Raw genomic sequence first — 25,205 nt, 5'->3', positions numbered from 1 at the left:
CCTCCTCTCGCCGGCCTCTCGCCGGTTGACGCCTCCCCGAAAATCCGGGCGGCGGATATGGTTATGCTATGAGCAAATCCGGGGGAAGTGGGACCCGGGAAAATTAGGAACCGTTTTTCCTTGGAAAAGGAGAACTGCTTTCCGTCCGGACCTGCCTCAAGGCAAAATGAGAGCGGTTCTCGCCTCATGAGGCGAGAACCGCATCAAGAATCGCAGCACTAAAGCAGGAACCAGGCCGCGGCGCAGATCAGGATGAAGAGGACAGTCGCGGAGAAGAAACCGCCGACGAAAAAGCCGAATGCCATCGCAATGAGGACGGCGACGACCGCTACCGAGCCCCATTTGGCAACTCCCAGGAAGCCATTATAGGTCTTTTCGTGTTCGGCGTAATCCATGGGCGCGCCCAGTTCCGCCGGTGCTGTGTTGTGATGTTCAGCCATATGTTCAACCCCTTCAGAAATGCTGAGGTCCCAATAGCGAAAAGGCCGCGCGAACGCAATGCGGCGGGTGATCGCGCCCTGTTCCTGTCAAAGGCTCAGGAGAACAGGTGCGGAAACAGACCGACGAGCCCGATGAAGATTAGATAGAACGCGACGATGTAGTTGAGGAAACGCGGCATGACCAGAATGATGATGCCGGCGATGAGCGCGACGAGCGGGGTGATTTGCGGAACCATGCTTCTCTCCGAGTTTGGTTGCGGCGACTCAAGCGCCCAGACCTGTATACTTTGCCGTAGGAAGAATTGTTAGAGGTACGACCCCTTCCCTCGAACTCATGAACATGTTCCGGCGTTCGTGTAACTGCGACTTGAAGAACGGATAGCGCACGGCAACCGCATCGCGGATCGCCCGTATCGGCGCACCGCTCAGGCCCACGGGAATGCCATATCCCTCATGCTCCCGCGCCTCCGCCATCATCTGCGAACCGAAAATCCGCTTGTAGAACGCCGCATGCTCGGGCTTCACGGCCGCAAGACAGTAATCGGCGGAGAAAAATTCCGAGGCCATGGCCGCGATGCGCAACGTCAGATACGGGATCGCCGGAAATTCGCTGAGGACGGCGGGCTCGGCAGCAAAGCGTGTCGGATCGACGAAGCTCATCCCCTGATCGAGCATCGGCCCCAGAATATCGGGAAAAAGCTTGTAGCTCGTGCCCTTGCGATGATCCGGGGTGATATGGTGTATGCGTAACGTACTGACCAGTTGCTGATCGATGTACATGCCATAGACATAGGCATGGCTATCACGGTCCAGTTCGTCGATGATGGCGCCGTCGAAATCATCGTTCATAACATTGCGCGTCATGTAGGACCGATAGCGCAGCCGCCCGATCTCCTCGAAATCCTCAGGGCTTAGGATGCGGCGATATTCGATCCGATCCAGAAAGCCCAGAAGCTGCCGTGCAAAATTTGAGATTGGCGGATTAACCGCCGAAATAGCTGATGCGTTCATTGTCCACCCGAGCCCCACCGCGGACCAAATTCAGTGGCGAGGATAAGCAGCTTTTCCCCGCTGTAAAGAGTTGCGGACAATTTGAATTTAACTTTAGCATTCGCTTGAAGATAGGGAAAAAGCGACGCTGCAAAAGCATATCCCAACTAATAGGGATAGATATTACATGGCGGTGGGCAACATGGCCCTGTTGGCCTCCGGCAAGGGAAAGCTTCTGTCGATGAGCGTCGAGATGGCATTTGCCGGAAGCGGCGCACCGAGAAGATACCCCTGAACAAGGTCTGCGCCGACAGCACCCCGGATGAGGGCAAGCTGCTCCTGCGTTTCAACGCCTTCCACCGTTACCCCGAGGCCCATTTCGTGCGAAATCTGGGTCACGCCGCGCAACAGCATCAGCGAGCGCCGGTCGGTCGTGATATCTCGGACAAAGGAGCGGTCAACCTTGACCTTGGTGAGCGGCAGCGTGTTGAGATAGCTGAGGCTGGAATAACCGGTTCCAAAATCGTCTAGCGCCACGTTGATGCCGGCATTCTTGAGCTGCTGCAACACATTGCAGGTTTTGTTGCGATCGCTGATGATCGCACTTTCCGTCACCTCGACTTCGAGAAGATTGATTGGGAGGCCTGAATTTCGCAAGGCGGCTGCGATGATGTGGGTGATTTCGCTGTTCTTCAAGTCTATAGCCGAAAGATTGACCGATACGCCGATGCGGTCGCCCCAGTCCCTGCAATCTGCGCAGGCCTTTTCCAGCATGAACCGGGTGATCTCTGTGATGATGCCCATTTCCTCGGCCAGCGGAATGTAATCGGCTGGCGAGATGGGGCCAAGCTCCGGGTGATCCCAGCGGGAAAGCGCCTCGCAGGAGACGATGCGCAACGATTGAGTGCTGACGATCGGCTGATAGACCACCTTCAGCGAGCCGCTGGCGATGGCGCTGCGCAAATCATTCTTCAGGCGTTGCCGGCTGCGATATCGGATATCCATCGCTTCCTCGAACAATGCCCAGCTGCGGTGTTCACTACCCTTTGCTTCATAGAGCGCCAGATCGGCCTTGATGTGCAGGCCCTGCAGGTCGAAGAAGCGCGGGGATGGAGCAAGCGCCAGGCCGGCTTTCACATCGACCTGCACACTATGGTCCGACAATTGGTAAACGCCCGATACGGTTTCCAGCAGATGGTTCATCACCGCCTCTATATCGGCTTCCGATCCGGCGTTGGGCACAAAGATCACGAACTCGTCCCCGCCAAAGCGCGATGGGATGAAGCGCACAGGATCCATCTCTCCGAGGCGCTCCGCCAGTTTCTGCAGCAACTGGTCGCCGACATGGTGGCCAAGCGTGTCGTTGACATGCTTGAAGTCGTTGATGTCGAGCACGACCAGGCCCAAACGCTTGCCGTGCGCCTTACGTGAAAGCAGGGATTTCACCAGAGATTCGAAATGCATCCGGTTCGGCAGACCGGTAAGGCCGTCATAGAGGGCCATATGCTGGATCTGCGCTTCGGCTTCGATGCGCTGGGTGACATCTTCGAAAATCAGCACCGCCCCCTCGTCACGGCGCTGATTGCAGCTGAATTCGATATAGCGTCCATCGGAGAACTGGAACAGGTCGCGCTCGCGTCGTCCGGTCAGGAGATTGTCGATCAGCGCCCGGATATTATCCAGTTTGGAACGCGGGAAGAGTCCATGCAGCGAGCAGTATCGCAATACCGTTTGAAGCGAGCGGCCCGTGAGATCGGTATCGGGCGATATCTGCAGAAGCGAGATCGCCTTGTTGTTGACGACCACGAGTTTTCCGTTGCCATCGAACATGATCAGTCCCTGCGGCATATTGTTGAGCGCCGCATCAAAGCGTCCTGCCACCACCGCCAGTTCGCGCCGCCCTATGACCGCCGCAAACAGGAACTCGCGTAGCCCGTTGGCCATCTGGATATTGCTCAGAAAATAGGGAATGAGCAGGAAGCCGATGATCATATGAAACATGCTGCCCGCCAGCACGAAACCGGCGAGAACAGGAATGAGGCTGCAGGCCGACATGACCACGACGGCCAGCCGCGATGCATAGTTGCGCCCCACGATCGAAACGACCGACGCCAGAAGGATCGAAAGGCTCGCTAGCTCGGCGAATGAATCCTTGACGATGTAAGTGCTGAAAAAGCACAACACGCCCAACAGGGTGCACACCGCCGACGCGCCGAGAAGATACCGAAATTCCCATTTGTTGAGCTGTTCATGCGTCGGATTGGCAAGCAATGCCCGATCGAACAGACTCATGTCGTAAATACGGGCCAAGGCTATCGCCGTGAATATGCCGGCAAAAACGACGAATGAGATATTGCCCGTCTTGAAATAGATAACCGCACACGCAATCACATGGGCGAGCATGCCGAACCAGAGCGTTGCGCGGTTCCCGTAGAGGGAACGCACAAAGGAGAGACGGATATCCGGTGGAATGTCTGTTTTTAGGCTCCAAGCCATATTCGATATGCGTCCCTTTCCGCAGGAACATTATTACAGCAATGACTTAATAATATGTTTCCTGAAAATAAACCATAAGTTGTATACGGCCGTTTCAAGAACTGAAATACATATTTACGCGGTCATCCGCGTTTCCAACAATAGTTTATCGCAACCTGCAGTCTCAGTTCAATTCCCGGCCCCTCGAAAACTCTTGAGGCCGCAACGCAGTCAATGGGACCCGCAAAGGACACTCTAACCCTTTAAACGCCGCTTAAATTACCCTTGAAACGATTCCGCTTTAAGGAATATGCAGTAAAATATAAAAAAACCGCCAGCTTTTTTCCCAGCGTCATAGCTATTAAATTAATAGCCAAACACGACAACAAATACAATACGCCATATATCCCCCCGCTGATCTCCCGATCAACTTGATGTTTTGGCCGGCTATGCGTTATTCCGCCGCCATGGCAGTCGGTGGAGTTTCTTTTCCGGCCTTCTCCAGAAAATCCTCCCGAATCCGCATGGCTGTTTCCACGGCCTTCTGCTTGATATGCCCAAAGCCACGAATGGCTGAGGGATAAGCCGCGAACTTGCTGATCTCATCGGGATCGCGCTGGCCGAGCCATCCCTTGATCGTTGCAAGGTCCGCCTCATATTGCGCCAGCAATGCAATTTCCATTTTCCGCTCTGCGAGATAGCTGAATGGATCAAACGCTGTGCCCCTCAACCGTCTCAGCCGTGCCAGTAGCTGAAAGCCCCGCATCATGTAGGGGCCGTAACGCGATTTGACCGGCTCGCCCCGCGTATTTTTCCCCGCCAGCAACGGCGGCGCCAGATGGAATTCCAGCCTGTCGAAGCTCTCGAACTCCCGCGAAAGCTGCTTCGCGAAAGAACCGTCGGTATAAAGCCGCGCCACCTCATATTCATCCTTGATCGCCATCAGCTTGAACAGATTACGCGCGACGGTTTCGGCCAGAATGGTCGAGCCCGGCTTGGCCGCCGTCTCGTATCGCCGCACATCCTCCACCTGATCGAGATAGCGTTGCGCGTAAGCCGCATCCTGATAATCGGTCAGGAAGGCCGCGCGCCGCCCGATGATATCATCGAGCGTTTGCGCTACAGGTTGGCCTTCCCCGCCCTTTACCTGATCAATCAGCCTCTGAACGTTCAGTGGATCATGCGCCGCGCGCCTGCCCCAGCGGAATGCCGCAATGTTCATTTCGACGGCTTGCCCGTTCATGCGGATTGCCTCCTCGACCGCATCGGGGGAGACCGGCAGACCACCGTCCTGGCACGCGAAGCCCAGCATGAACATGTTCGCGCCGATGGCATTGCCGAACAATGCATTGGCTGCCTTGGTCGCATCGAAGAAATGGGCTTTGTCATCGCCCGCCGCATCGCGAATCGCCCGCTTCAGCCGCTCGATGGGCAATGAAAAGTCGGCATTCTGGGTAAACTCGCCGGGCATGATCTCGGCGGTGTTGACGACAAAGATCGTTTCCCCTCGCCGCACGCTCGCCAAAACCTTCTTCGCCCCAGACACCACGAGATCGCATCCGAGAATGAGGTCGGCCTTGCCGGCCGAAACCCTGATCGAATGTATGTCTTGTGGCGATTTGGCGATACGGACATGGCTGAAAACGGAGCCGCCCTTCTGGGCGAGACCGGCCATGTCGATCATACCGCAGCCCTTGCCTTCCAGATGCGCGGCCATGCCGAGAACCGCGCCCACGGTCACGACGCCCGTGCCGCCGACACCGTCGATGATCGCCGCCCAGCCATGGCTGAGATCCGCCACTCTGGCCGGCGGCACGCCTTCGAGCGGGTCGGCATCGCCGACGCTGCCCTTCGCCTTGCGCAATTTTCCCCCGTGCACCGTGACGAAGGACGGGCAGAAGCCGTTGACGCAGGAGAAATCCTTGTTGCAGCCCGATTGGTCGATACGGCGCTTGCGGCCGAATTCGGTCTCAACCGGCTGGATGGAGACGCAATTGGATTTCACCCCGCAATCGCCGCAGCCCTCGCAAACAAGCTCGTTGATGATGACGCGCTTGTCGGGATCGGGATAAGTGCCCCGCTTGCGGCGCCGGCGCTTTTCCGCCGCGCAGGTCTGGTCATAAAGTAGTACCGAAACGCCCTTCACCTCGCGCAGTTCCCGCTGCACCGCATCGAGATCGTCGCGATGATGAATGGTGATGCCTTCGGGAAACACCTGCGCCGGGGTATATTTGCCGGGTTCGTCGGTGACGAGTGCGATCCGCTCGACACCTTCGGCCCGCACCTGGCGGGCAATCATATCCACTGTCAGCCCGCCCTCATGCGGCTGCCCGCCGGTCATGGCGACCGCGTCATTGTAAAGGATTTTATAGGTGATATTCGTACCGGCCGCGAGCGCGAAACGAAGCGCCAGGATACCGGAATGATTGTAGGTGCCGTCGCCGAGATTCTGGAAAACATGCTGACGTTTCGAGAACGGCGCCTCGCCAACCCAGTTGGCGCCCTCGCCGCCCATAGCGGTAAAGCCGACGGTTTGCCGGTCCATCCACAGCGCCATGATATGGCAGCCGATGCCGCCTGATGCACGTGACCCCTCAGGCACGACCGTCGAGGAGTTGTGGGGACAGCCCGAGCAATAGAAGGGCGTTCGCCCCGCAATGTCCTTGGTGTCGGCCAGCATTGCCTGAAACTGCCGCAACCGTGAGATTCGGGCTGCAATCTCCTCGGAATAACCTATTACCTTGAGGATGCGCTCGCCCACCACGATGGCGATATCGTTGGGATCGAGCGCACCTTTCACCGGGAAAAGCCAATCGCCACGCTCGTCCTTCTTGCCGACCACCGTCGGCTGCATCGCGGTGCCATACAGATCCTCGCGCACCTGCACCTCGATCAGAGAACGCTTCTCCTCGACCACGATGATGGTATCGAGCCCTTGGGCGAAATCCTTGATGTGTTCGAGATCGAGCGGCCATGGGCACGCCACCTTGAAAAGCCGGATGCCCAGTTGCTGCGCGCGCTGCTCGTCGATGCCCAGATCATCCAGCGCCTGGCGCACGTCGAGATAGCTCTTGCCGACCGTGATGATGCCGAGCTTGGCCTTGCGTCCGCCGCTGTAAATGATGCGGTTCAGCCTGTTGGCGCGCACGAAGGCCGCAGCGGCGCCGCGTTTGTATTCATGCAGCCGCGCTTCCTGCGCCAGGAAATCGAGTTCGTTGCGGATATTGAGACCGCCGGACGGCATCTCGAACTCCGGCAGGACAATGTTGATGCGTTCGAGCGAGGCATCGACGGAAGCCGTCGATTCGATATTATCCTTCACACATTTGAACGCAGTCCACGTCCCCGCGAACCGAGACAACGCGATACCGTATAGCCCGTAGTCGATGATCTCCTGAACACCTGCCGGATTGAGGATCGGGATCATCGTATCGACGAAGAGGAATTCCGTCTGGTGGGCGTTGGTGGAGGATTCGGCGGTATGATCGTCGCCCATCAGGGCGAGGACACCCCCATATTTGGCCGACCCCGCGAGATTAGCGTGGCGGAACACGTCGCCCGAGCGATCGACGCCCGGTCCCTTGCCATACCAGACGGAGAACACCCCGTCATATCGCCCCTCACCCATGACATTGGCTTGCTGCGTGCCCCAACAGGCGGTGGCGGCCAGTTCCTCATTCAGTCCCGGCTGGAACAGGATGTTGGCTTGTTCCAATTGTGGCCGCGCCTTCCAGAACTGCTGGTCGAGGCCGCCCAGCGGCGAACCGCGATAGCCGGAAACGAAACCTGCCGTATTCAACCCGGCGAGACGATCGCGTTCGCGCTGCATCAGCAGCATGCGGATCACCGCCTGCGGGCCGGAAGCGAAAATGCGCTCCCGCGTCAGGTCGTATTTGTCGTCCAGCGTTATATCGTGCATGGTCATCGGCGTTCCTCCATGCCCAACACCGGAGCCCTGCGCGCCGGTTCAGGCAGCCGCCGGCGGCACCACCTGATAGTGCTCGTGCCGCCATCCATACTATCAATGTTGGTGTGCCCGGCCTCTGCGTCAAACAAATTCGTTTGTGCATCGCAATAGCGAAAGAAGCGCTATTTTCCCGGGCTTTTCACAGTCGGTTTGCGTCTTCGCAGGCCCCTTAAACGCAACAGCGTTACGCAGACGTTTTCGCCCGGTTTTCAGCGATTCGAAAATCAGCCCTGGAGACTGTGCCCGCCATCGACGGTGATGATCGTCCCGGTCATGTAACGGCTGGCATCCGATGCCAGCAGCAACACCGCACCGTCGAGATCCTGCGCCCCGCCGAGCCTGCGCATCGGGTTGCGTCCCTTGAGAAAGCCACTGGCCGGCCCTTCAAGCACCGTCTCGTTGATCCGGGTCGGAAACCAGCCCGGCGCGATGGCGTTGACGCGAATGTCGTGGCACGCCCATTCGAGCGCCAGTGCCCGCGTCATCTGCGAGACGGCTGCCTTGGACATCGAGTAGGCCGCAGCCCCCTTCAATGGCCTTTCAGCGAGAATGCTCGTCGAATTGATGATCGCCCCGCCTTTGCCCGCCGCGATCAGCCGCCTGGCGGCTTCCTGCGCCACGCTGAATGCGCCGGCGACATTGACCTCGAAGACATGTTCCAGCATCTCGCGGGTCGTATCGAGCGCCCGCGCCATCTGCGCCACGCCGGCATTGTTGAAGATGACCGTCACCATGCCGAGCCGCGCTTCGGCTTCGTCGAAGGCGCGCTCCACCTCATCCCCACGCGTCACATCGGCCAGTATGTCGATGACCTCGCCGCAGCCCGCTCGGCCGTGGCGCTCGGGCGCCGGGGTGCGCGAAATCGAGATGATATTGGCGCCGTGGCTGGAAAGCACATCGACCATCCTCAATCCAAGACCAGAAGAACCGCCCGTAACCGCAATGGTTTTCCCGACTACGGAAAAAAGTGCTTCATCGGTCATGAACGGTCACACGCCTGAAATTTCGAGGATTGACTGAAGGTTTCGCGAATCCTTTCTTAGAGGCTGCAATGTATCGTGACAACCGCAAGACATCGCACCTCCCTGATCATGCAGTGATATTTCAAAAGCTCCTCCGAACAACTCCCTCCGGCGCCTCCCTGGCCCGCAGAACGCCGGAACCGCATCGATATAGTTCCCATGATGCGGCGCAGCCGGCGGGGGTTCTGTTGCCGATTAGGGCCGCAATACGCAACAAGACGCAACAAAATCGCTTCGATCTAAAGTGTTATTGCCTGGAAGGTTGAAGGTGGAGGCCTTGACTGTTATCGAAGCATCAACGGATCGGCGTGACGTTCGCGGCCGAGCGGGTGACGGAAGATCATCCGGTTGGCCAAGCCTATAAGGGAAACGCCGCCTATCCGTCCGGTACAGTGCTTGGGAGGACATCCATGACATTTCTGCTCGGCCTGTCCAGGCTGATCGACCGCGTCAACGAATTCATCGGCAAAAAAATTGCCTGGCTGATTTTCCTGGCCGTCGTCGTGAGCGCCACCAACGCGGTGGTCCGCAAGGCGTTCAATGTATCCTCCAACGCCTGGCTGGAGTTGCAATGGTATCTGTTCGGTGCAGCCTTCATGCTTGCCGCCGCCTATACGCTGCAGCAGAACGAGCACATCCGCATTGATATTATCTATGGCGGCCTCAAGCGCCGCACTCAGCACTGGATCGACCTTCTCGGCCATATCTTCTTCCTGATGCCCTTCGTTATCCTGATGATCGCCTATTTCATCCCTTATGTCGGCTTGTCCTATCGCAGCGGCGAGATGTCCTCCAGTGCCGGCGGCCTGGTCCTCTGGCCGGCAAAATCCCTGCTTCTCATCGGCTTCGTGCTGCTGGGGCTCCAGGGCATTTCCGAAATCATCAAGAAGGTCGCAATCATGCGCGGCATCATCGACGACCCCACTCCGCATCTGACGAAGGAAGAGCTCGCCGCCCAGGAAGTCGCGCTTGCGGAGAAACACGATGATTGAGTTCATTGCGCAGAACCTCGCGCCGATCATGTTCGCCTTTCTGGTGATCTTTCTTCTGATCGGCTATCCCGTCGCCTTCGCGCTCGCCGCCAACGGGCTGCTCTTTTTCTTGATCGGCGTCGAACTCGCCCCGTTTTCAAACGGCTCGATTACGCTGTCATGGCCGCTGCTCTACGCCTTGCCTGAGCGGTTCTGGGGAACGATGTCCAATGACACGCTATTGGCCATTCCCTTCTTCACCTTCATGGGCATTATCCTCGAACGCTCCGGCATGGCAGAGGATCTGCTCGACACCGTGGGGCAATTGTTCGGCCCTGTCCGCGGCGGGCTCGCCTATGCGGTGATCATCGTCGGCGCACTTTTGGCCGCCACGACGGGCGTCGTCGCCGCCTCGGTCATCGCCATGGGACTGATCTCGCTGCCGATCATGCTGCGCTACGGCTATGACCGGCGCGTGGCCACCGGGGTCATCGCCGCATCGGGCACGTTGGCCCAGATCATACCGCCCTCGCTCGTGCTGATCATCCTGGCCGACCAGCTCGGTCGTTCGGTCGGTGACATGTATCGCGGCGCGCTCATCCCGGGCATGGTGCTCACCGGGCTCTATCTCGGCTATGTACTTCTGATGTCGGTGTTCTTTCGCAAATCGATGCCCGCCCTGCCAAAGGAGGCGCGCACGCTCGGAACAGGCATCACATCGCTTCTGGCGGCGTTCGCCGTGACAGGCGCAATCATCTACGCCGCCTATGCCCTGCTCACCGCGCGCGATATCGCCAATGCCGGTGTCTGGGCCGCGACCATCGGCATCGCAGCCATTTATGTGGCCACGCTGATCGACAGGAAGGCGGGACTTAATCTGATGTCGCGGCTTGCGCAGCAGGTGATTATCGTGCTGATCCCGCCGCTGGCGCTGATCTTCCTCGTTCTCGGCACGATCTTCCTCGGCATCGCCACACCGACCGAGGGCGGCGCCATGGGTGCGGTGGGCGCGCTGTTGATGGCCGCATCGAAGGGCCGTCTCAACATGACCGTCATGAACCAGGCGCTGGCCTCGACGACCAGGCTTTCCGCCTTCGTTATGTTCATTCTGCTCGGCGCACGCGTCTTTTCGCTGACGTTCTACGGCGTCAACGGCCATCTCTGGGTCGAGCATCTCCTTATATCGCTGCCTGGCGGCGAAGTTGGTTTCCTCATTGCGGTCAACATTCTCGTCTTCATCCTGGCGTTCTTCCTCGACTTCTTCGAGCTCGCCTTCATCATCGTGCCGCTTCTGGCGCCGGTGGCTGACAAGCTGGGCATCGATCTCATCTGGTTCGGCGTGTTGCTCGGCATCAATATGCAGACGAGTTTCATGCACCCGCCCTTCGGGTTCGCCCTGTTCTATCTCAGGTCGGTTGCGGCCAGGGTACCCTATCTGGACAAGATCACCGGCAAGCGGATCGAGCCGGTCAAGACAAGCCAGATTTATTGGGGAGCCGTGCCCTTCGTCGTCATTCAGATCATCATGGTCACGCTTACCATCATGTTTCCGCAGATGGTCATGCATTACAAGGGCCCGGTGATAGATCCGAATTCGATCGAGCTTCAGATGCCGGAAATGCCCAGCCTCGACGGAGGTGGGCTTGGCCTGCCGCCCCTCGGCGCGCCCGATGCTCAGCCGTCCGATCCGTTGCAACCTGCCACTCCCGCACAGCCGGATTTGAACCAGCCACCGCAGTTCGATTAAAATAGGTATAAAAAAAGCCCCGATGCGAAACCACATCGGGGCTTTTTTTATCCAAATCACGCAAATCATCATAAGCAATGATGAACCGAACCAAGCAGGTGACGCCTTCTCCGACCGCAGAAGCCGTCTCGATCTCTTGTCCGGCTACAGGCGCTTAGGCGCCAAGCCGATGTGGATCAATGCGCCTTTCATGTAAATAAAGAATAGAGAGACCCCACACTCAACAGAACAGGGATCGCTCTATACAGTTGTATTACCTTAAAGCTTCTTGTTTCTTTGCTGCACCATCATGAATGTATCGAAATTATATTCAGAGATCTGTTCATAGAGGAAATATTGATCTCGGAACGCCTTGATCGAATCCCAGCCCTTCTTGAACTCGGCATTGCTGGCCATGATCTCGTCATAGACCTGATTGGTCGCCTCGAAACAGGCGTTGAGAATCTCCTGGCTGAAGGGACGCAGCTTCGCGCCCGATGCAACCAGCCGCTTGACCGCGGCAGGATTGAGATAATCATATTTCTGCAGCATGTTCGCATCAGTCGCCTGCGCTGCCGTTTTCACCAGCGCCTTGTAGTTCTCCGGCAGCTCGTCATACTTGGCCTTGTTGAACATGAGATGGACGGTCGGGCCGCCTTCCCACCAGCCGGGATAATAGTAATAGGGCGCGACCTTCTGGAAGCCGAGCTTTTCGTCATCATACGGGCCGACCCATTCGGCGGCGTCGATGGTACCCTTCTCAAGCGAGGGATAGATGTCGCCGCCGGCGAGCTGCTGCGGCACGACACCGAGCCTTTCGAGAATCTTGCCGGCAAAGCCGCCGACACGCATCTTCAAGCCCTTCAGATCGGCAACCGTGTTGATCTCCTTGCGGAACCAGCCGCCCATCTGCACACCGGTATTGCCGCCGGGCAAAGCATGCAGCCCCTGTTTGTGAAAGAATTCGTTCATCAGATCGATGCCGCCGCCATGATATTGCCAGGCATTGCGGCCCCGCGCGTTCAGCGAAAACGGAACGTCGGCAGCCAGCGCCCATGTGGGGTCCTTGCCCCAGTAATAATAGGCGACGGTGTGGCAGGCCTCGACCGTACCCGCAGCAGCAGCATCGGCCGCCTGCAGCCCGGGAACGATTTCACCGGCGGCGAAAACCTGGATCTGGAAATTGCCGTCCGTGGCTTCCGAGATATGTTTCGCAAAAACCTCGGCGCCGCCGTAGATCGTGTCGAGCGACTTCGGAAACGACGACGTGCAGCGCCATGTGATTTTCGGACTGGACTGCGCGATGGCCGGTGCAGCCAAAGCTGATGCGGCGGCTGCGCCTGCGCCCATCAAGCCAGCATTCTTTATGAACGAACGACGATCCATAGACTTCCTCCCAATCTTCTTCCCGATATAAACATCAATGCCGGACATGTGCGATGTCATGCCTCCCTCCGGCCATAGCGGCTTACCATACATGCCAATGTTGCGCTGTCCACATTTCACAGCGTTATTTCATACTTTCGTGCTAAACGGCTTCTCTCCGGCGCGCGACGGAGCCCATTGGAAAAAACCGGCTGGCAGCTTAAGTTAAGAACAGGAAAATGGTCTGCCTTCGCAGATTTCGGAAAAGCTGGTCATGTCGAACCCATCAAAACCTCTCATTGCCGTCACATCGGATGTGCGTACCTTCGAAAACTACACCTGGCACGCCGCACCAGAGCAATATCTTATAGCTGCGGTCGAAGGCGCAGCGGTCACGCCGCTGATGGTGCCATGTTTCGGCGATGCGCTCGACCTGGATAACATTCTGGAAGCGGTCGATGGCGTGCTGGTGACCGGATCGAAATCAAATGTGCACCCTTCGCTCTACGGCGTGGAGCCGACCCAAGCGCATGAGCCGTTCGACCCTGCGCGTGATGCAACCTCGCTGCCGCTCATCCGCCGTGCCATTGATCGCGGCGTTCCGCTCCTCGCCATTTGCCGCGGCATTCAGGAACTCAATGTCGCGCTCGGTGGCACGCTGGCTACCGAAATCCAGGATCTAGCCGACCGCCTCGACCATCGCGCGCCACAGTCGGACAGCCAGGCCGAACGCTTCGCCATCCGCCATCCCGTGCGCATAAAGCCGGGCTCGTGCCTTGCATCCATCATGGAAGCAGATAGCGTCCAGGTAAATTCCGTGCATCGCCAGGCAATCGACAAGCCCGCGCCGCGCCTCAAGATCGAGGCGATGGCGGAGGACGGCACCATTGAAGCCGTGTCGGTTGGGGATGCCAAGGGCTTTGCCGTCGGCGTCCAGTGGCACCCGGAATATTGGGTTCGCACCGACAGCCCTTCGCGCAAGATCTTCGCCGCTTTCGGTGACGCGGTGCGCGCGCACAAGATCGCCCGCGGCCTTCTGGCTGCCGCCGAATAGAAGCTAATTCACTGCCTTGTCGCCGACGCCGAGCGCCGACATCGATACCAGCACCTCGCCGGGTTCGATCGACTCATATTGCAGGCCGTCGCCCTCTGCGAACTCTATCACCGCGCGGCCCTGCCGGTCGTGGAAAACGATGCTGCCGTCATCATGGCGCTGCCACACCACCGCTTGCAGGAGTCGGGGATAGACCGCAAGACAATCCGCTTCGACATTGAGCGCGCCGCTTTGACCGGCAGCGCGTTTTTCCGCATGGGCGAGGCAAATTCTTTCCTCACCAGCCGAGGCGAGCACGAACGTTTCTGGGTTGAGCGATGCCCGCTGCGCCTCAAGCGGCGCAATCGACGCGGTTGTCAGGAAATCGATGCCTGTCTCGGCGGCATCCTCGCGTGCAGAAAACAACCCTGATTGAGCAAAGCCGGCACAGAGAAACCCGATGACCAGGCCGCCCAATACAACATTGCGATACACCATTGTTTTTACCCATTCTTGCTATCGCCGCACCAGAAGGAACGGCGCCTTTGCAGGAGATGGTAAACAGACGTGGTAAAGGCTGCGTTAAGAATTGCTCATATACGGCTCTTGACGTTTATCGTCTCCGGAACCGGTGTCAGGGGAGCGCCATCCCGGAACCAGCCTATGAGATTGTCCACCACGAGGTCGGCCATGGCTTGCCGGGTTGCCTGCGAGGCGGAGCCGACATGCGGCAGGAGCGTGGCGTTCGGCAGGTCGATCAGTGCCTGCGGCACATGCGGCTCATCGGCAAAGACATCGAGGCCGGCGGCGGCGATCGTGCCATTGCCGAGCGCCTCGATCAGCGCGTCCTCATCGACGACGCTGCCCCGCCCTATATTGATGAGGACGCCATCGGGTCCAAGCGCCCGCAACACCTCCGCATTGATGGCTTTTTCCGTCCCAGCCCCGCCCGGCGCGATCACGATGAGCGTATCGACGGCCTCAGCTAAAGCCAAAAGACTCGGATAATAATCATAGGCCACGCCATCGGCCTTGTTGCGGTTGTAGTAGGCAATGGGAAGGCCGAACGCTTCAATCCGGCGACCGACGGCCTTGCCGATTCGTCCCAGCCCGAAAATGCCGGCGCGGCGCCCCCGCAGCGACAGCTTTGTCAGCGGATAATTGCCCTGGCTCGCCCATTTTCCGGCCCGCAGCCACGCCTGCGCCTGTGGCAGTTCCCGGACCGTATCGAGCAGCAGGCCGACGGCCGTGTCTGCAACCTCTTCGGTCAGCACATCGGGCGTGTTGGTGACCATGACGCTGGCGGACTCCGCATGAACCGCATCCACCTTGTCGTAGCCGACGCCGAAATTGGCGATGATCTCCAGATTAGGCAGGGCGTCGATGAACGGGCCATCTATTACGGCATTGGCCGCAACGCCGCGTACGCGCGCCGCAAGCTCCGGCGTGACGAGCGCCGGATCGCCCTTGTCCAGCGTCTCGATCCTGAACGCCTTGCCCAAGCGCTCGGCGGCGTGCGGGTGGAGTGGCCCGACCACAAGGACGGTCGTGTCGTGCGTTCCGGTCATGTTTGTTCGATCCCTCGCTGATTTCGCTTTTTGGCTTACCGGTTCTTCGGCTTGGCCGTCGATTGCCGGATGCGCAGCTCCGGCTTGATGAGTTCCTGGCGTGGCGGAGCGCCAACGCCGTTCAACTGGTCGAGCAGCGCGCGCGCCGCCCGCAAGCCCACCTCGCGCTGGCCGTTCCAGACCGTCGTCAGCGCTGGCGTGGCGATCGCCGCTTCCTCGAGATCGTCATATCCGGTAACGGAGATATCCTCGCCCGGCACAAGCCCTGCCCGCGCGATCCCGTTCATCAGTCCGATAGCCGTCAGGTCGTTCCAGCAGACGGCGGCCGTCGGCTTGTCGATCAGCGCGAGGAATTGCGGCGCAACCTCGAAGCCGCCCTGCTTGGTGCGCGGCCCGGGAATGCGCCATTCCGGACTGACGGGCAGCCCGGCCTTTTCCATTGCCATGACATAACCATGGTATCGGTCGCGGCCGGTCGAGGTCTGGTCGGTGCCGCCTATCATGGCGATCCGCGTGTGCCCGAGCGAGATCAGGTGATTGGTGGCAAGTCCGATGCCGTAGGAATCGTCACCGCGAAATACCGGAACGTTGGCATCCTCGACGGTCCGCGCGATCAGCACCACCGGAAGCCCGTTATCCTCGGCAAGCTGGATATCGGCGGCAGGCGTGCCGATCGCCGGCGACATGATCACGCCGTCGGCGCCCAGTTGCAGGAGCGTGTCGATAAAGGTGCGCTGCTTTTCCAGCTGATCGTAGTGGTTCGACAGGATGAAAGTCTGGCGCGACCGGTCGAGCTCCGATTCGATCGACCTCAGGATTTCGGCGAAGAACGGATTCATGATGTCATGCACCACGACACCGACAATGCCCGAGCGCGATGTCCTCAGGCTCGCCGCACGGCGATTGTAGATATAGCCGATGGCGCGAGCATGTTCCTTGATCTTGTCACGGGTCTGGTCAGCCACCAGCGGGCTGTCGCGCAACGCCAGCGAAACTGTCGCGGTAGAAACACCGAGCGCATCCGCTATGGTCGAAAGCTTGATCTTCTGGGCCAAAGCGCCGTCCCGCACCCTTCCTGAACCGATTCAGCAACAAATCGATTGAATTATTATGCGGGTTTTATGCCACCCTGATCGCCGATTGGAAAGGTTTTTTGCTGTTACGAGAACCAGCCTGCCGGATCGCTCCAGATCTTAATCGACAAATTCTTCATCCACCGCCTCGTCGGCAATATCGGATGGCCGGGTGAGTCCCCGCGCCGAGAGATTGACTTCAAGCCGGTTAAGCAATTTCAGAAGCGCCTTGCGCTCTTTCTTGTCGAGCCCGCGCAGGGCGTCCTTTTCCGTCTTGCGTATGGATTTTTCGATCGTCTTGATGATATCGCGGCCGCTCTCCGTGAGGAAGACATGCGACTGCCGCTGGTCCTTCTCGGAAGCCTGTTTGGTGACGAAGCCCTGCGATTGAAGACGGGCTATCGTCTTGGTAACGGTTGGAGGACGCACACCCAGGCGCTGCGCCAAGATACCTGGCGGCAGCCCGTCCTCGTCAGCCAACTGCAACATGATGGCATCCTGCCCGGCGTAGAGCCCATGCTCGAGAAGCCGCGTCGCAAGCGAGGTACGCCCCAGCCTTGCAGCCGATTGCAGCCGGTACAGGAGGACCGGTTTCCGTTCCTTGGTCATGCGAACTCCCTATAGCCGGCTTCCAGAAAATGTGCCTTGGCGATTATAAGCCGGCTTTCCCCTCACGGCAAACATTTCCTCCGGACGATGGCGGCCCGTCCTTGGTCCTTGCCGCCCGATCCACGCTTCGCTACGCTGGCTTAGGAATGTGACAGGAGAATAACATGCGGCTCTGGATACGTGATCCTCTCGCCATCATGGCGCAGTCGGCCCGCGGCGGCATCGTCGTCGAGGATGGCAGGATCACCGAGTTGGTCCCGAGCGGCGGCAGGCCTGAAAATCATGACGGGATCTTCGATGCGAGCCGCCATGTCGTACTTCCCGGTCTCATCAACACGCATCATCATTTCTACCAGACGCTGACCCGCGCCAACCCCGCGGCCATCAACAAGGAGCTTTTTCCCTGGCTGAAGGCGCTCTATCCCATTTGGGCCGGGCTGACGCCGGAAGCACTCCGGCTTGCCACGCGCCTCGCTTTGACAGAGCTGATGATGTCGGGCTGCACCACCGCTTCCGACCATCAATATGTCTTTCCGCGCGGGCTTGAACATGCGCTCGACATCCAGGCGGAGGAAGCGCTTGCGCTGGGCATGCGCATGACGCTCAATCGTGGATCTATGAACCTTTCCATCAAGGATGGCGGCCTGCCGCCTGACAGTGTCGTGCAGGATGCCGACACGATTCTTGCCGATTGCGAGCGCGTGATAGCCAGATATCATGACCAGTCGGAAGGGGCGATGCTTCAGGTAGCGCTTGCCCCCTGCTCACCTTTCTCAGTCACGAAGGAACTGATGGCAGGAACGGCGGAACTCGCCAAGCGCTGCGGCTGCCGGCTGCACACCCACCTCTCAGAAACCAACGATGAAGATGCGTTCTGCCGCGCCACATTCGGCTGCCGTCCCGTCGACTATCTCGAAGATGTCGGCTGGCTCTCGGACAATGTCTGGCTGGCGCATGGCATCCATTTCGACGATGGCGAGATGCAGCGCTTGGGGAACGCCGGCGTCGGCGTCGCCCATTGTCCGGCATCGAACATGCTGCTCGCCTCCGGCCAATGCAGGACGCTGGAGCTGGAAGCTGCCGGTGTCACCGTCGGGCTGGGCGTCGACGGCTCCGCTTCCAACGACAATTCCAACATGATGGAAGGGGTGCGCCAGGCGCTGCTGCTCAACCGGCTGCGCTACGGCGCCGCGGCCGTTACCCATCACGATGTCCTGCGCTGGGCGACGGAAGGCTCGGCCAGTTGCCTCGGGCGCAGCGACATCGGTCGGATCGCCATCGGCATGCAGGCCGATCTCGCGCTCTTCACCCTCGACGAATTGCGCTTTTCCGGCGCGGGCGATCCTCTGGCCGCCCTCGTATTGTGCGGCGCGCATCGTGCCGACCGCGTGATGATCAAGGGCAGATGGACGGTCGAGGACGGAATCCCGGTTGGCATCGACGTGGCCAAGCTTCGCCACGAGCACGGCGCGATTGCGAAGCTCTTTGCGGAGGCTGCGTGAGATGACTGACAGCAAAACCATCGTTGTCCTGCCGCTCGGCGCCCATGAGCAGCATGGGCCGCACCTGCCTTTCGAGACGGATACCATCATCGCCGATGGCATTGCTGCGCAAACCGCGGCTGCCCTGCCCCCCAGCCTCGATGTCCAATTCCTGCCAGCCGAACCGGTCGGTTATTCCATCGAGCACATGGATGTACCAGGCACCATGACGCTGACATTTGCCGAAGCCGTAAACCGCTGGATAGGCATCGGCGAAAACCTCCATGCCGCAGGTGTCAGAAAGTTTGTGCTTTTCAACGCCCATGGCGGCAATTCTCCACTGATGACTGTCGTCGCAACCGAATTGCGCGTCCGCCTCGGCATGCTCGTTGTTACCACGAGCTGGACGCGCTTCGGCCTGCCCGAAGACCTGATCTCACCGGAGGAAAAGGCCCTCGACATCCATGGCGGCTTCATCGAGACATCGGTGATGCTGGCGCTCAGGCCAGATCGGGTCGCCATGGAAAAAGCGCGCAATTTCCCTAATGCACAGAGCGGTTTCGCCAGGGATTTCCGCCATCTCCGCGCTTATGGCCCGCACGCCTTCGGCTGGAAAATACGCGATCTCAACCCGGATGGCGTGGCGGGTAATGCCGCCCGCGCCAGCGCCGCAACAGGCGAAAAGCTGATCGCCCATGCGGTCAAAGGTTTCATAGAACTCCTCGAAGACATCGACCGCTTCGATCCCAGCCGTCTCGCAGCGAATTGATATCAGCGGCGGTAGCATTGCCGCGCGCAATCACTTATATGCTGGCTTCAGCAAATTCATGAGGCACGATAATGAGCCAAGCGCAAGCAACCGCAGCAGCATCCGCCCCCGACGCCTCCAAGCAGGCTGTTCCCCAGATCCCCGTCACCGTCCTGACCGGCTATCTCGGTTCCGGCAAGACGACGCTCCTGAACCGCATCCTGACTGAGAACCATGGCAAGCGCTATGCGGTGATCGTCAATGAATTCGGCGAGATCGGCATCGACAATGATTTGATCGTCGAGTCGGACGAAGAAATCTACGAGATGAACAATGGCTGCATCTGCTGCACGGTGCGCGGCGATTTGATCCGCGTCGTCGAGGGCCTGATGCGCCGCCCCGGCCGTTTCGATGCGATCATCGTGGAAACGACTGGCCTTGCCGATCCGGTGCCCGTCGCCCAGACCTTTTTCATGGATGACGATGTTCGCGCCAAGACCGTGCTGGACGCCGTCGTCACCCTTGTCGATGCCAAGCACCTGCCGCTGCGCCTGAAGGACAGCCGCGAGGCGGAAGACCAGATCGCCTTCGCCGATGTGGTTCTCCTCAACAAGACCGATCTCGTGACGCCAGAGGAATTGGCCGATGTCGAGGCGGCGATCCGCGCCATTAACCCTTATGCGGTCATTTACCGTACAGAGCGGGCCAACATCACGCTCGACAAGGTTCTCGATCGCGGCGCCTTCGATCTGAAGCGCGCGCTGGAAAATGATCCGCATTTTCTCGATCATGATCATCCCGATCATGTCTGCGGGCCCGGCTGCGATCATGATCACCATCATCATGACCATGATCATCATCACCACGATCATGACCATCATGCGCATGATCACCACCATCATCACGACCATGCTTCGCCGATCCATGATGTGACCGTCACTTCCGTGTCGCTGCGCTCGGGCGAAGTCGATCCGGGAAAGTTTTTCCCCTGGATCCAGAAGATCACGCAGGAGCAGGGTCCGAACATCTTGCGCCTCAAGGGCATCATCGCCTTCAAGGACGATGAGGAGCGCTACGTCGTGCAGGGTGTCCATATGATCATCGAGGGCGACCACCAGCGCGCCTGGAAGGACGGCGAAAAGCGTGAGAGCCGCCTCGTCTTCATCGGGCGCGAGCTCGATCACGATGCGCTGAAAGCCGGTTTCGAGAACTGCAAATAAATGCCCACAATTGCCCCGCTTGATCTGACCGGCCATTGCGTTGTCGCGCGCTTTATCTCCGGCATTCCCTTCTATGCGCTTGCCGACGGATCCATTCATCGCCTGGACAATGGCCATAAGGTGACCCAGGCCCATGATGGGCTTCTATGCGCCACGCGCTCCCACGACGGAAAATCGCTGCTGACTGGCGGCGAGGACGGTCGCGTTTGCCGGACCGGGCCAACCGGTGAAGCGGAGGAACTGGCGTCCGTTCCGCGCAAGTGGATGACCGCCATCGCATCGGGGCCGCAGAGCGCCGTCGCTTTCGCTTCGGGACGCAGCGCCTGGGTGCGCGAACAGAATGGCAAGGTCAGGGAGTTCGAGCATCCGCGCAGTGTCGAGGGCGTCGCCTTCGCGCCGAAGGGCATGCGCCTTGCCGTCGCTCGCTATAATGGCGTAACGCTGCATTGGGCGGGGACCGAGAGCAAACCGGTGGAGCTTGAATGGAAGGGCGCGCATGTCGGCGTGATGTTTTCGCCCGATGGCCGCTTCCTCGTCACCACAATGCAGGAAAACGCATTGCATGGCTGGCGGCTCGAAGACAATCGCCATATGCGGATGACCGGCTACCCGTCCAAGGTCAAGGATTGGTCTTGGAGCGCCAAGGGTAAATGGCTCGCAACATCCGGCGCGCCTGCTGCGGTTGTCTGGCCGTTTTCCGGCAAGGATGGCCCCATGGGCAAAGCGCCGATGGAACTGGGCTTCCGCGCCGACGTCATGGTCAGCGCCGTCGCGTGCCATCCCGTGGAGGATATCGTCGCCGTCGGCTATTCCGATGGGATGATTCTGGTTGTCCGCTTTGCCGATCAGAAGGAAGTACTGCTGCGCCGCCCCGGCAAGGGCGCGATCACCTCAATGGACTGGGACGAAACCAACCGCCGTCTCGCCTTCGGTTCGCAAGCCGGCGATTGTGGCGTGGTCGATATCACCGCCTGACCGGATTGCCCGTAACAACAGCTTAGCTCAATCGAAATGGACGGCGGTCGTGTTGGCTCCACACAGCAGGACTGCCACGTGCTCCTCGGGCCTTGGAGCATATTTTCCCGACAAAAGCGCCGCGAAAGCCGTGGCCCCACCCGGCTCCGCTACCACCCGAAGCCTGTCCCAAAGCATCTTCTGGGCGTAACGGATTTCATCGTCGGAAACGAGGACGGGCCGCTCGGCAAATGCCTGCGCGATCGGGTACATGATCTCGCCGACACGCTTCGGCGCAAGCGAGTCCGCGGCAATGCCTTCCGTCGGGGCGTCGACCGGATGCCCGGCCTCGAATGCCCGCCACAGCGTCGGAGAGCCTTCGGGCTCGACGGCGACAACCCTGACGCGTCCGCGAAACCAGGCGGCTATGCCGCCGATGAGCCCGCCGCCGCCAACAGCCACCAGCAAAGTGTCGATATCCGGGATATCCGCCTCGATCTCGCAGCCGATGGTCCCCTGCCCCAGCAATGTCTCCACCTGATCATAGGCATGGACAGCCATGGCGCCCCGTTCCTCCCCGAATTGCAGGCTGGCCGCAAGCGCGTCGGCATAGCGTTCGCCGGCAATCATCAGATCCGCCCCGTAGCTGCGGATACGCTCGACCTTGGCGGGCGAGGTGACGCTCGGCACGAAAATCGTCGCTGGTATGCCAAGCCGCATCGCGGCATAGGCGACCGCCGCACCATGGTTGCCCCCGGAAGCCGCAACCACGCCGGCCTCCGGAACCGGCCTGCTCAACAGATTGGCGAAGGCACCGCGCGCCTTGAACGAGCCCGAATGCTGCAGATATTCGAGCTTGAAATCGACACGGCCGGGCCTAAGGTCGAAATCGGCCATGTTTGCGCGCAGGACCGGCGTGCGGCGGATATGCGGACGGATGAGCCGTTCCGTCTCGCTGATGCGTTCGGGTGAGATCGGCACGTCGGGAAACATGGGCAGCTCCGGATAAGGATTGACAATGACTTTGTTACTTAGCAAAGTAACGAAATGCAAGAGGTCGATCTTATCAAGGCACTGGCCAATGAACGCCGCCTCGCCATCCTCGGATGGCTGAAGGAGCCGCATGTACATTTTCCGCCGCAAATCGATGGCGATCTGGCGGAGGATGGCGTCTGCGCGGTTCTCATTGCTGAAAAACTCGGGATCAGCCAGGCGACGCTCAGCGAGCACATGCGTATTCTCGTCCACGCCGGGCTGGTGCGGCCAAAGCGCATCAAGCAATGGATCTTCTACAAGCGTGACGAGAAGCGGATGGCCGCCCTCACAGCACTCGTTTCCAACCTCTGAATGACAAAGCCATTGCACTAGTTCCTGTTTTGTTCTTAAATCTGGAACATGCAACTGCACCTGCCAAGGAAGCGCCGCAGCCTGTGGAGGCTGTTCATCGCCGGCTCGAACAGACTTTCGGCCGGAAACCGGAAGCGCCGCGGCTTGATCCGGCGAGCCAGTTCATCCACGGCATGCTGAGCGTGCGCACGCGCGACGAGATTTCCCGCGACGTTTTCCAGCGCCTGCGCCGGCGTTTCCCCGACTGGAAAGGCCTGGAGGAGGCATCGTTCGAAGATATATGGACACTGATCGCGGACATCACGCTGGCGGAAAAATATGCGCGCTATATCCCTCGGGCGGTGCAGATCATCATCGCCCTAAGAAGCACTTTCGATCTCGACTTCCTGCATGGCTGGCCCGCCGATTCTGCCCAGCAATGGCTGGAACGCCTGCCCGGCGTCGGGGTGAAGATTGCCGCCTCCACCCTCAATTTCAGCACGCTGCAAAAGCGCATCCTCGTCATAGACACGCACCATCTTCGCATCGCCAGAAGGCTGAAGCTCGTCGGCCCACTGGCCTCGATCGAAGAAGGCTATCCCCTTCTCGAGCGCCAGCTTCCCGCCGATTGGGATGCCGGCGCTTTTGAAGAGCATCATTGGCTGATGAAGCGCCTGGGGCAGACATTCTGCACCGTCCGCAATCCGTCCTGCGGGCAATGCCCGCTCAGGGGTTCATGCGTCCATACTTCCCATTATGTCAAAGCCGGATAATCGATATATCCCTTCGCCCCGCCGCCATAGAAAGTGGTATTGTCAGGCGTATTCAGCTCCGAGTTCTCCTTGAACCGCCGCACGAGATCGGGATTGGCTATGAATGGCTTGCCGAAGGCGACGAGATCGGCGCGGCCTTCCGCAACCACCTCTTCCGCCAGCTTGCGGTCATAGCCATTGTTGACGATCCATGCGCCCGTGCCGCCCGCATCGCGGTAAGCCGCCTTGAAGGCCGCATAGTCGAAAGGCTGATTGCCCTGCTGGAAATCGCGAGGACCGCCCGTCGCCCCTTCGATGACATGCACAAAGGCAAGGCCATAGGGAGCGAGCTTGCCGACGACATGATTGAAAAGCGGTTGCGGATCCGGGTCGGATGCGTCATTGGCGGGTGTGACCGGCGAAAGACGAATGCCTGTACGCCCTCCCCCGATCTCGCTCGTAATGGCATCGACCACTTCGAGCAGGAAGCGGGCGCGATTCTCGATTGAGCCACCATATGCGTCGGTACGGTGATTGGTCCCCGAAAGCAGGAACTGATCGAGCAGGTAACCATTGGCCGCATGGATCTCGACGCCGTCGAAGCCGGCTTCCTCGACTGCCGCTTTTGCCGCGCGGCGGTAGTCCTCCACAATTCCCGACAATTCGCTTGTCTCCAGCGCTCGCGGCTCCGACGTTTCCACAAACGAACCATTACCGTCAGCGCCGATGAGATAGGTCCTCGTCTTGGCACGGATCGCCGAAGGCGCTACCGGCTTACCCGCACCAGGCTGCAGCGAATTATGGGAAACGCGCCCGACATGCCAGACCTGCGCAACGATCTTGCCGCCCTCCGCATGGACAGCATCGGTCACCTTGCGCCACGCCGCAAGCTGTTCCGGCCCATAAAGGCCCGGCACGTCGGCATAGCCCTGCCCCTGTTGCGTGATCGCCGTTCCCTCGGAGATGAGCAGTCCTGCCGTCGCGCGCTGGGAGTAGTAGGTGGTGCTCATCTCGGTCGGAGTCGCATTGGGCGAGCGGTTGCGCGTGAGCGGCGCCATGGCAATACGGTTGGCGAGTTGCAGATCGCCGGCTTTGATCGGATCAAAGAGTGTTGTCATCGATATGCCTTTCATGAGGGGGCATTCAGAGGTCGGAAAGCGATTTAAGAAAAGCCGCGATGGTTTCCTCATTACGCTTGTAGAAAATCCATTGCCCGACGCGGCGCGTGGTCACGAGTTCAGCACGGCTAAGCGTCGCCAGATGCGCCGACACAGCCGATTGCGACAGTCCGCTGGACCGCTCGAATCCGCCGGCGCAGACCCCCATCTCGAACGGGTGCTCCTGGGTGAAATGATTTTCCGGCTCTTTCATCCAGTTCAGCATGTCGAGCCGGATCGGATGCGCCAGTGCCTTGAGGATTTCTTCGCGGTTCATAAGTCCTCTTCCATCTGGTATAGGTGATATATAGATCGTTTTTTAACGATA

23 protein-coding genes are annotated in these 25,205 nt (G+C 59.4%); 9 read left to right on the top strand and 14 right to left on the bottom strand.

All coding sequences use genetic code 11. The annotated features are described in order from the left end of the window. Window positions 1–218 precede the first annotated feature (218 nt). From DUT91_RS11475 to DUT91_RS11450, 6 genes are all read right to left on the bottom strand, one after another. Window positions 219–440, bottom strand: a complete 222-nt coding sequence (locus DUT91_RS11475) for an aa3-type cytochrome c oxidase subunit IV (RefSeq protein ID WP_114440521.1) — start codon at window positions 438–440, stop codon at window positions 219–221. 95 nt (window positions 441–535) lie between these two features. Beyond that, window positions 536–676 (bottom strand): DUF3096 domain-containing protein, encoded by a 141-nt coding sequence (locus DUT91_RS11470; protein ID WP_114440520.1) that lies wholly within the window; start codon window positions 674–676, stop codon window positions 536–538. 28 nt (window positions 677–704) lie between these two features. After that, window positions 705–1,451 carry an N-acyl amino acid synthase FeeM domain-containing protein gene (locus tag DUT91_RS11465; protein ID WP_114440519.1) on the bottom strand — a complete coding sequence of 249 codons (747 nt, stop codon included), beginning with the start codon at window positions 1,449–1,451 and terminating at the stop codon, window positions 705–707. A 162-nt stretch (window positions 1,452–1,613) separates the two neighbouring features. Beyond that, window positions 1,614–3,926, bottom strand: a complete 2,313-nt coding sequence (locus DUT91_RS11460; protein ID WP_114440518.1) for a putative bifunctional diguanylate cyclase/phosphodiesterase — start codon at window positions 3,924–3,926, stop codon at window positions 1,614–1,616. Between the two features lie 433 nt (window positions 3,927–4,359). Further along, a complete protein-coding gene (locus DUT91_RS11455) occupies window positions 4,360–7,830 on the bottom strand; it encodes an indolepyruvate ferredoxin oxidoreductase family protein (protein ID WP_114440517.1) in 3,471 nt (1,156 codons plus the stop codon). Between the two features lie 266 nt (window positions 7,831–8,096). Beyond that, window positions 8,097–8,855: an SDR family NAD(P)-dependent oxidoreductase gene (locus DUT91_RS11450; protein ID WP_114440516.1), complete on the bottom strand. Its 759-nt coding sequence runs from the start codon at window positions 8,853–8,855 to the stop codon at window positions 8,097–8,099. 449 nt (window positions 8,856–9,304) lie between these two features. On the opposite strand from DUT91_RS11450, the gene DUT91_RS11445 reads away from it, so the two are divergent. Next, the gene (locus DUT91_RS11445; RefSeq protein ID WP_114440515.1) at window positions 9,305–9,886 is read left to right on the top strand and encodes a TRAP transporter small permease subunit; all 582 of its coding nucleotides are present in this window, start codon (window positions 9,305–9,307) and stop codon (window positions 9,884–9,886) included. Further along, the gene (locus DUT91_RS11440; protein WP_114440514.1) at window positions 9,879–11,612 is read left to right on the top strand and encodes a TRAP transporter large permease; all 1,734 of its coding nucleotides are present in this window, start codon (window positions 9,879–9,881) and stop codon (window positions 11,610–11,612) included. The genes DUT91_RS11445 and DUT91_RS11440 overlap by 8 nt, the downstream gene beginning before the upstream one ends. A gap of 258 nt (window positions 11,613–11,870) precedes the next feature. Here the strand turns inward: DUT91_RS11440 and DUT91_RS11435 are convergent, their stop codons facing one another. After that, a complete protein-coding gene (locus tag DUT91_RS11435) occupies window positions 11,871–12,977 on the bottom strand; it encodes a TRAP transporter substrate-binding protein (RefSeq protein ID WP_114440693.1) in 1,107 nt (368 codons plus the stop codon). A 253-nt stretch (window positions 12,978–13,230) separates the two neighbouring features. Between DUT91_RS11435 and DUT91_RS11430 the strand changes: the two genes are divergently transcribed. Continuing rightward, on the top strand, window positions 13,231–14,010 hold the full coding sequence (locus DUT91_RS11430; RefSeq protein WP_114440513.1) for a gamma-glutamyl-gamma-aminobutyrate hydrolase family protein: 780 nt from the start codon (window positions 13,231–13,233) through the stop codon (window positions 14,008–14,010). Window positions 14,011–14,013: 3 nt separating this feature from the next. On the opposite strand, the gene DUT91_RS11425 is transcribed toward DUT91_RS11430, so the two are convergent. The 4 genes from DUT91_RS11425 to DUT91_RS11410 all read right to left on the bottom strand — a co-directional run bounded on the left by DUT91_RS11425 (window position 14,014) and on the right by DUT91_RS11410 (window position 17,239). Beyond that, window positions 14,014–14,487, bottom strand: coding sequence for a hypothetical protein (locus tag DUT91_RS11425; RefSeq protein ID WP_114440512.1), 474 nt, complete (start codon window positions 14,485–14,487; stop codon window positions 14,014–14,016). 95 nt (window positions 14,488–14,582) lie between these two features. Then, window positions 14,583–15,557 carry a 2-hydroxyacid dehydrogenase gene (locus DUT91_RS11420; protein WP_114440511.1) on the bottom strand — a complete coding sequence of 325 codons (975 nt, stop codon included), beginning with the start codon at window positions 15,555–15,557 and terminating at the stop codon, window positions 14,583–14,585. A gap of 35 nt (window positions 15,558–15,592) precedes the next feature. After that, window positions 15,593–16,612 carry a LacI family DNA-binding transcriptional regulator gene (locus tag DUT91_RS11415; protein ID WP_114440510.1) on the bottom strand — a complete coding sequence of 340 codons (1,020 nt, stop codon included), beginning with the start codon at window positions 16,610–16,612 and terminating at the stop codon, window positions 15,593–15,595. Window positions 16,613–16,750: 138 nt separating this feature from the next. Then, complete coding sequence (locus DUT91_RS11410; protein ID WP_114440509.1) at window positions 16,751–17,239, bottom strand: MarR family winged helix-turn-helix transcriptional regulator; 489 nt, start codon at window positions 17,237–17,239, stop codon at window positions 16,751–16,753. 164 nt (window positions 17,240–17,403) lie between these two features. On the opposite strand from DUT91_RS11410, the gene DUT91_RS11405 reads away from it, so the two are divergent. From DUT91_RS11405 to DUT91_RS11390, 4 genes are all read left to right on the top strand, one after another. Beyond that, window positions 17,404–18,741, top strand: a complete 1,338-nt coding sequence (locus DUT91_RS11405) for an 8-oxoguanine deaminase (protein WP_114440508.1) — start codon at window positions 17,404–17,406, stop codon at window positions 18,739–18,741. 1 nt (window position 18,742) lies between these two features. After that, window positions 18,743–19,489, top strand: coding sequence for a creatininase family protein (locus DUT91_RS11400; protein WP_114440507.1), 747 nt, complete (start codon window positions 18,743–18,745; stop codon window positions 19,487–19,489). Between the two features lie 71 nt (window positions 19,490–19,560). Then, on the top strand, window positions 19,561–20,688 hold the full coding sequence (locus tag DUT91_RS11395; protein WP_114440506.1) for a CobW family GTP-binding protein: 1,128 nt from the start codon (window positions 19,561–19,563) through the stop codon (window positions 20,686–20,688). Then, window positions 20,689–21,663, top strand: a complete 975-nt coding sequence (locus DUT91_RS11390) for a WD40 repeat domain-containing protein (RefSeq protein WP_114440505.1) — start codon at window positions 20,689–20,691, stop codon at window positions 21,661–21,663. It abuts the gene before it with no gap. A gap of 27 nt (window positions 21,664–21,690) precedes the next feature. Here DUT91_RS11390 and DUT91_RS11385 read toward each other — a convergent pair whose 3' ends face one another. Continuing rightward, window positions 21,691–22,635, bottom strand: coding sequence for a threonine/serine dehydratase (locus tag DUT91_RS11385; protein ID WP_114440504.1), 945 nt, complete (start codon window positions 22,633–22,635; stop codon window positions 21,691–21,693). Between the two features lie 54 nt (window positions 22,636–22,689). Between DUT91_RS11385 and DUT91_RS11380 the strand changes: the two genes are divergently transcribed. Beyond that, window positions 22,690–22,989, top strand: a complete 300-nt coding sequence (locus DUT91_RS11380) for an ArsR/SmtB family transcription factor (RefSeq protein ID WP_114440503.1) — start codon at window positions 22,690–22,692, stop codon at window positions 22,987–22,989. Window positions 22,990–23,072: 83 nt separating this feature from the next. After that, a complete protein-coding gene (locus tag DUT91_RS11375; protein WP_147272176.1) occupies window positions 23,073–23,741 on the top strand; it encodes an endonuclease III domain-containing protein in 669 nt (222 codons plus the stop codon). Here the strand turns inward: DUT91_RS11375 and DUT91_RS11370 are convergent. Further along, the gene (locus DUT91_RS11370) at window positions 23,723–24,838 is read right to left on the bottom strand and encodes an alkene reductase (RefSeq protein WP_114440692.1); all 1,116 of its coding nucleotides are present in this window, start codon (window positions 24,836–24,838) and stop codon (window positions 23,723–23,725) included. The two genes, DUT91_RS11375 and DUT91_RS11370, sit on opposite strands and share 19 nt — an antisense overlap. Before the next feature lie 25 nt (window positions 24,839–24,863). Then, entirely contained in the window at window positions 24,864–25,154 is a 291-nt protein-coding gene (locus DUT91_RS11365) for an ArsR/SmtB family transcription factor (RefSeq protein ID WP_114440501.1), read from the bottom strand. Between the last annotated feature and the right edge of the window lie 51 nt (window positions 25,155–25,205).

Origin of the sequence: Paramesorhizobium salinisoli, assembly GCF_003335045.1 — a bacterium.
Taxonomy (GTDB): Bacteria; Pseudomonadota; Alphaproteobacteria; order Rhizobiales; family Rhizobiaceae; genus Paramesorhizobium; species Paramesorhizobium salinisoli.
This window is presented reverse-complemented; position numbering and strand designations above follow the sequence as displayed.

Coding starts and splice junctions, on each gene's coding strand:
- DUT91_RS11430 (WP_114440513.1), top strand. CDS start 13,231: ATGTCGAACCCATCAAAACCTCTCATTGCCGTCACATCGGATGTGCGT.
- DUT91_RS11445 (WP_114440515.1), top strand. CDS start 9,305: ATGACATTTCTGCTCGGCCTGTCCAGGCTGATCGACCGCGTCAACGAA.
- DUT91_RS11475 (WP_114440521.1), bottom strand. CDS start 440: ATGGCTGAACATCACAACACAGCACCGGCGGAACTGGGCGCGCCCATG.
- DUT91_RS11400 (WP_114440507.1), top strand. CDS start 18,743: ATGACTGACAGCAAAACCATCGTTGTCCTGCCGCTCGGCGCCCATGAG.
- DUT91_RS11420 (WP_114440511.1), bottom strand. CDS start 15,557: ATGACCGGAACGCACGACACGACCGTCCTTGTGGTCGGGCCACTCCAC.
- DUT91_RS11440 (WP_114440514.1), top strand. CDS start 9,879: ATGATTGAGTTCATTGCGCAGAACCTCGCGCCGATCATGTTCGCCTTT.
- DUT91_RS11465 (WP_114440519.1), bottom strand. CDS start 1,451: ATGAACGCATCAGCTATTTCGGCGGTTAATCCGCCAATCTCAAATTTT.
- DUT91_RS11455 (WP_114440517.1), bottom strand. CDS start 7,830: ATGACCATGCACGATATAACGCTGGACGACAAATACGACCTGACGCGG.
- DUT91_RS11435 (WP_114440693.1), bottom strand. CDS start 12,977: ATGGATCGTCGTTCGTTCATAAAGAATGCTGGCTTGATGGGCGCAGGC.
- DUT91_RS11425 (WP_114440512.1), bottom strand. CDS start 14,487: ATGGTGTATCGCAATGTTGTATTGGGCGGCCTGGTCATCGGGTTTCTC.
- DUT91_RS11460 (WP_114440518.1), bottom strand. CDS start 3,926: ATGGCTTGGAGCCTAAAAACAGACATTCCACCGGATATCCGTCTCTCC.
- DUT91_RS11450 (WP_114440516.1), bottom strand. CDS start 8,855: ATGACCGATGAAGCACTTTTTTCCGTAGTCGGGAAAACCATTGCGGTT.
- DUT91_RS11385 (WP_114440504.1), bottom strand. CDS start 22,635: ATGTTTCCCGACGTGCCGATCTCACCCGAACGCATCAGCGAGACGGAA.
- DUT91_RS11365 (WP_114440501.1), bottom strand. CDS start 25,154: ATGAACCGCGAAGAAATCCTCAAGGCACTGGCGCATCCGATCCGGCTC.
- DUT91_RS11410 (WP_114440509.1), bottom strand. CDS start 17,239: ATGACCAAGGAACGGAAACCGGTCCTCCTGTACCGGCTGCAATCGGCT.
- DUT91_RS11395 (WP_114440506.1), top strand. CDS start 19,561: ATGAGCCAAGCGCAAGCAACCGCAGCAGCATCCGCCCCCGACGCCTCC.
- DUT91_RS11380 (WP_114440503.1), top strand. CDS start 22,690: ATGCAAGAGGTCGATCTTATCAAGGCACTGGCCAATGAACGCCGCCTC.
- DUT91_RS11405 (WP_114440508.1), top strand. CDS start 17,404: ATGCGGCTCTGGATACGTGATCCTCTCGCCATCATGGCGCAGTCGGCC.
- DUT91_RS11370 (WP_114440692.1), bottom strand. CDS start 24,838: ATGACAACACTCTTTGATCCGATCAAAGCCGGCGATCTGCAACTCGCC.
- DUT91_RS11470 (WP_114440520.1), bottom strand. CDS start 676: ATGGTTCCGCAAATCACCCCGCTCGTCGCGCTCATCGCCGGCATCATC.
- DUT91_RS11390 (WP_114440505.1), top strand. CDS start 20,689: ATGCCCACAATTGCCCCGCTTGATCTGACCGGCCATTGCGTTGTCGCG.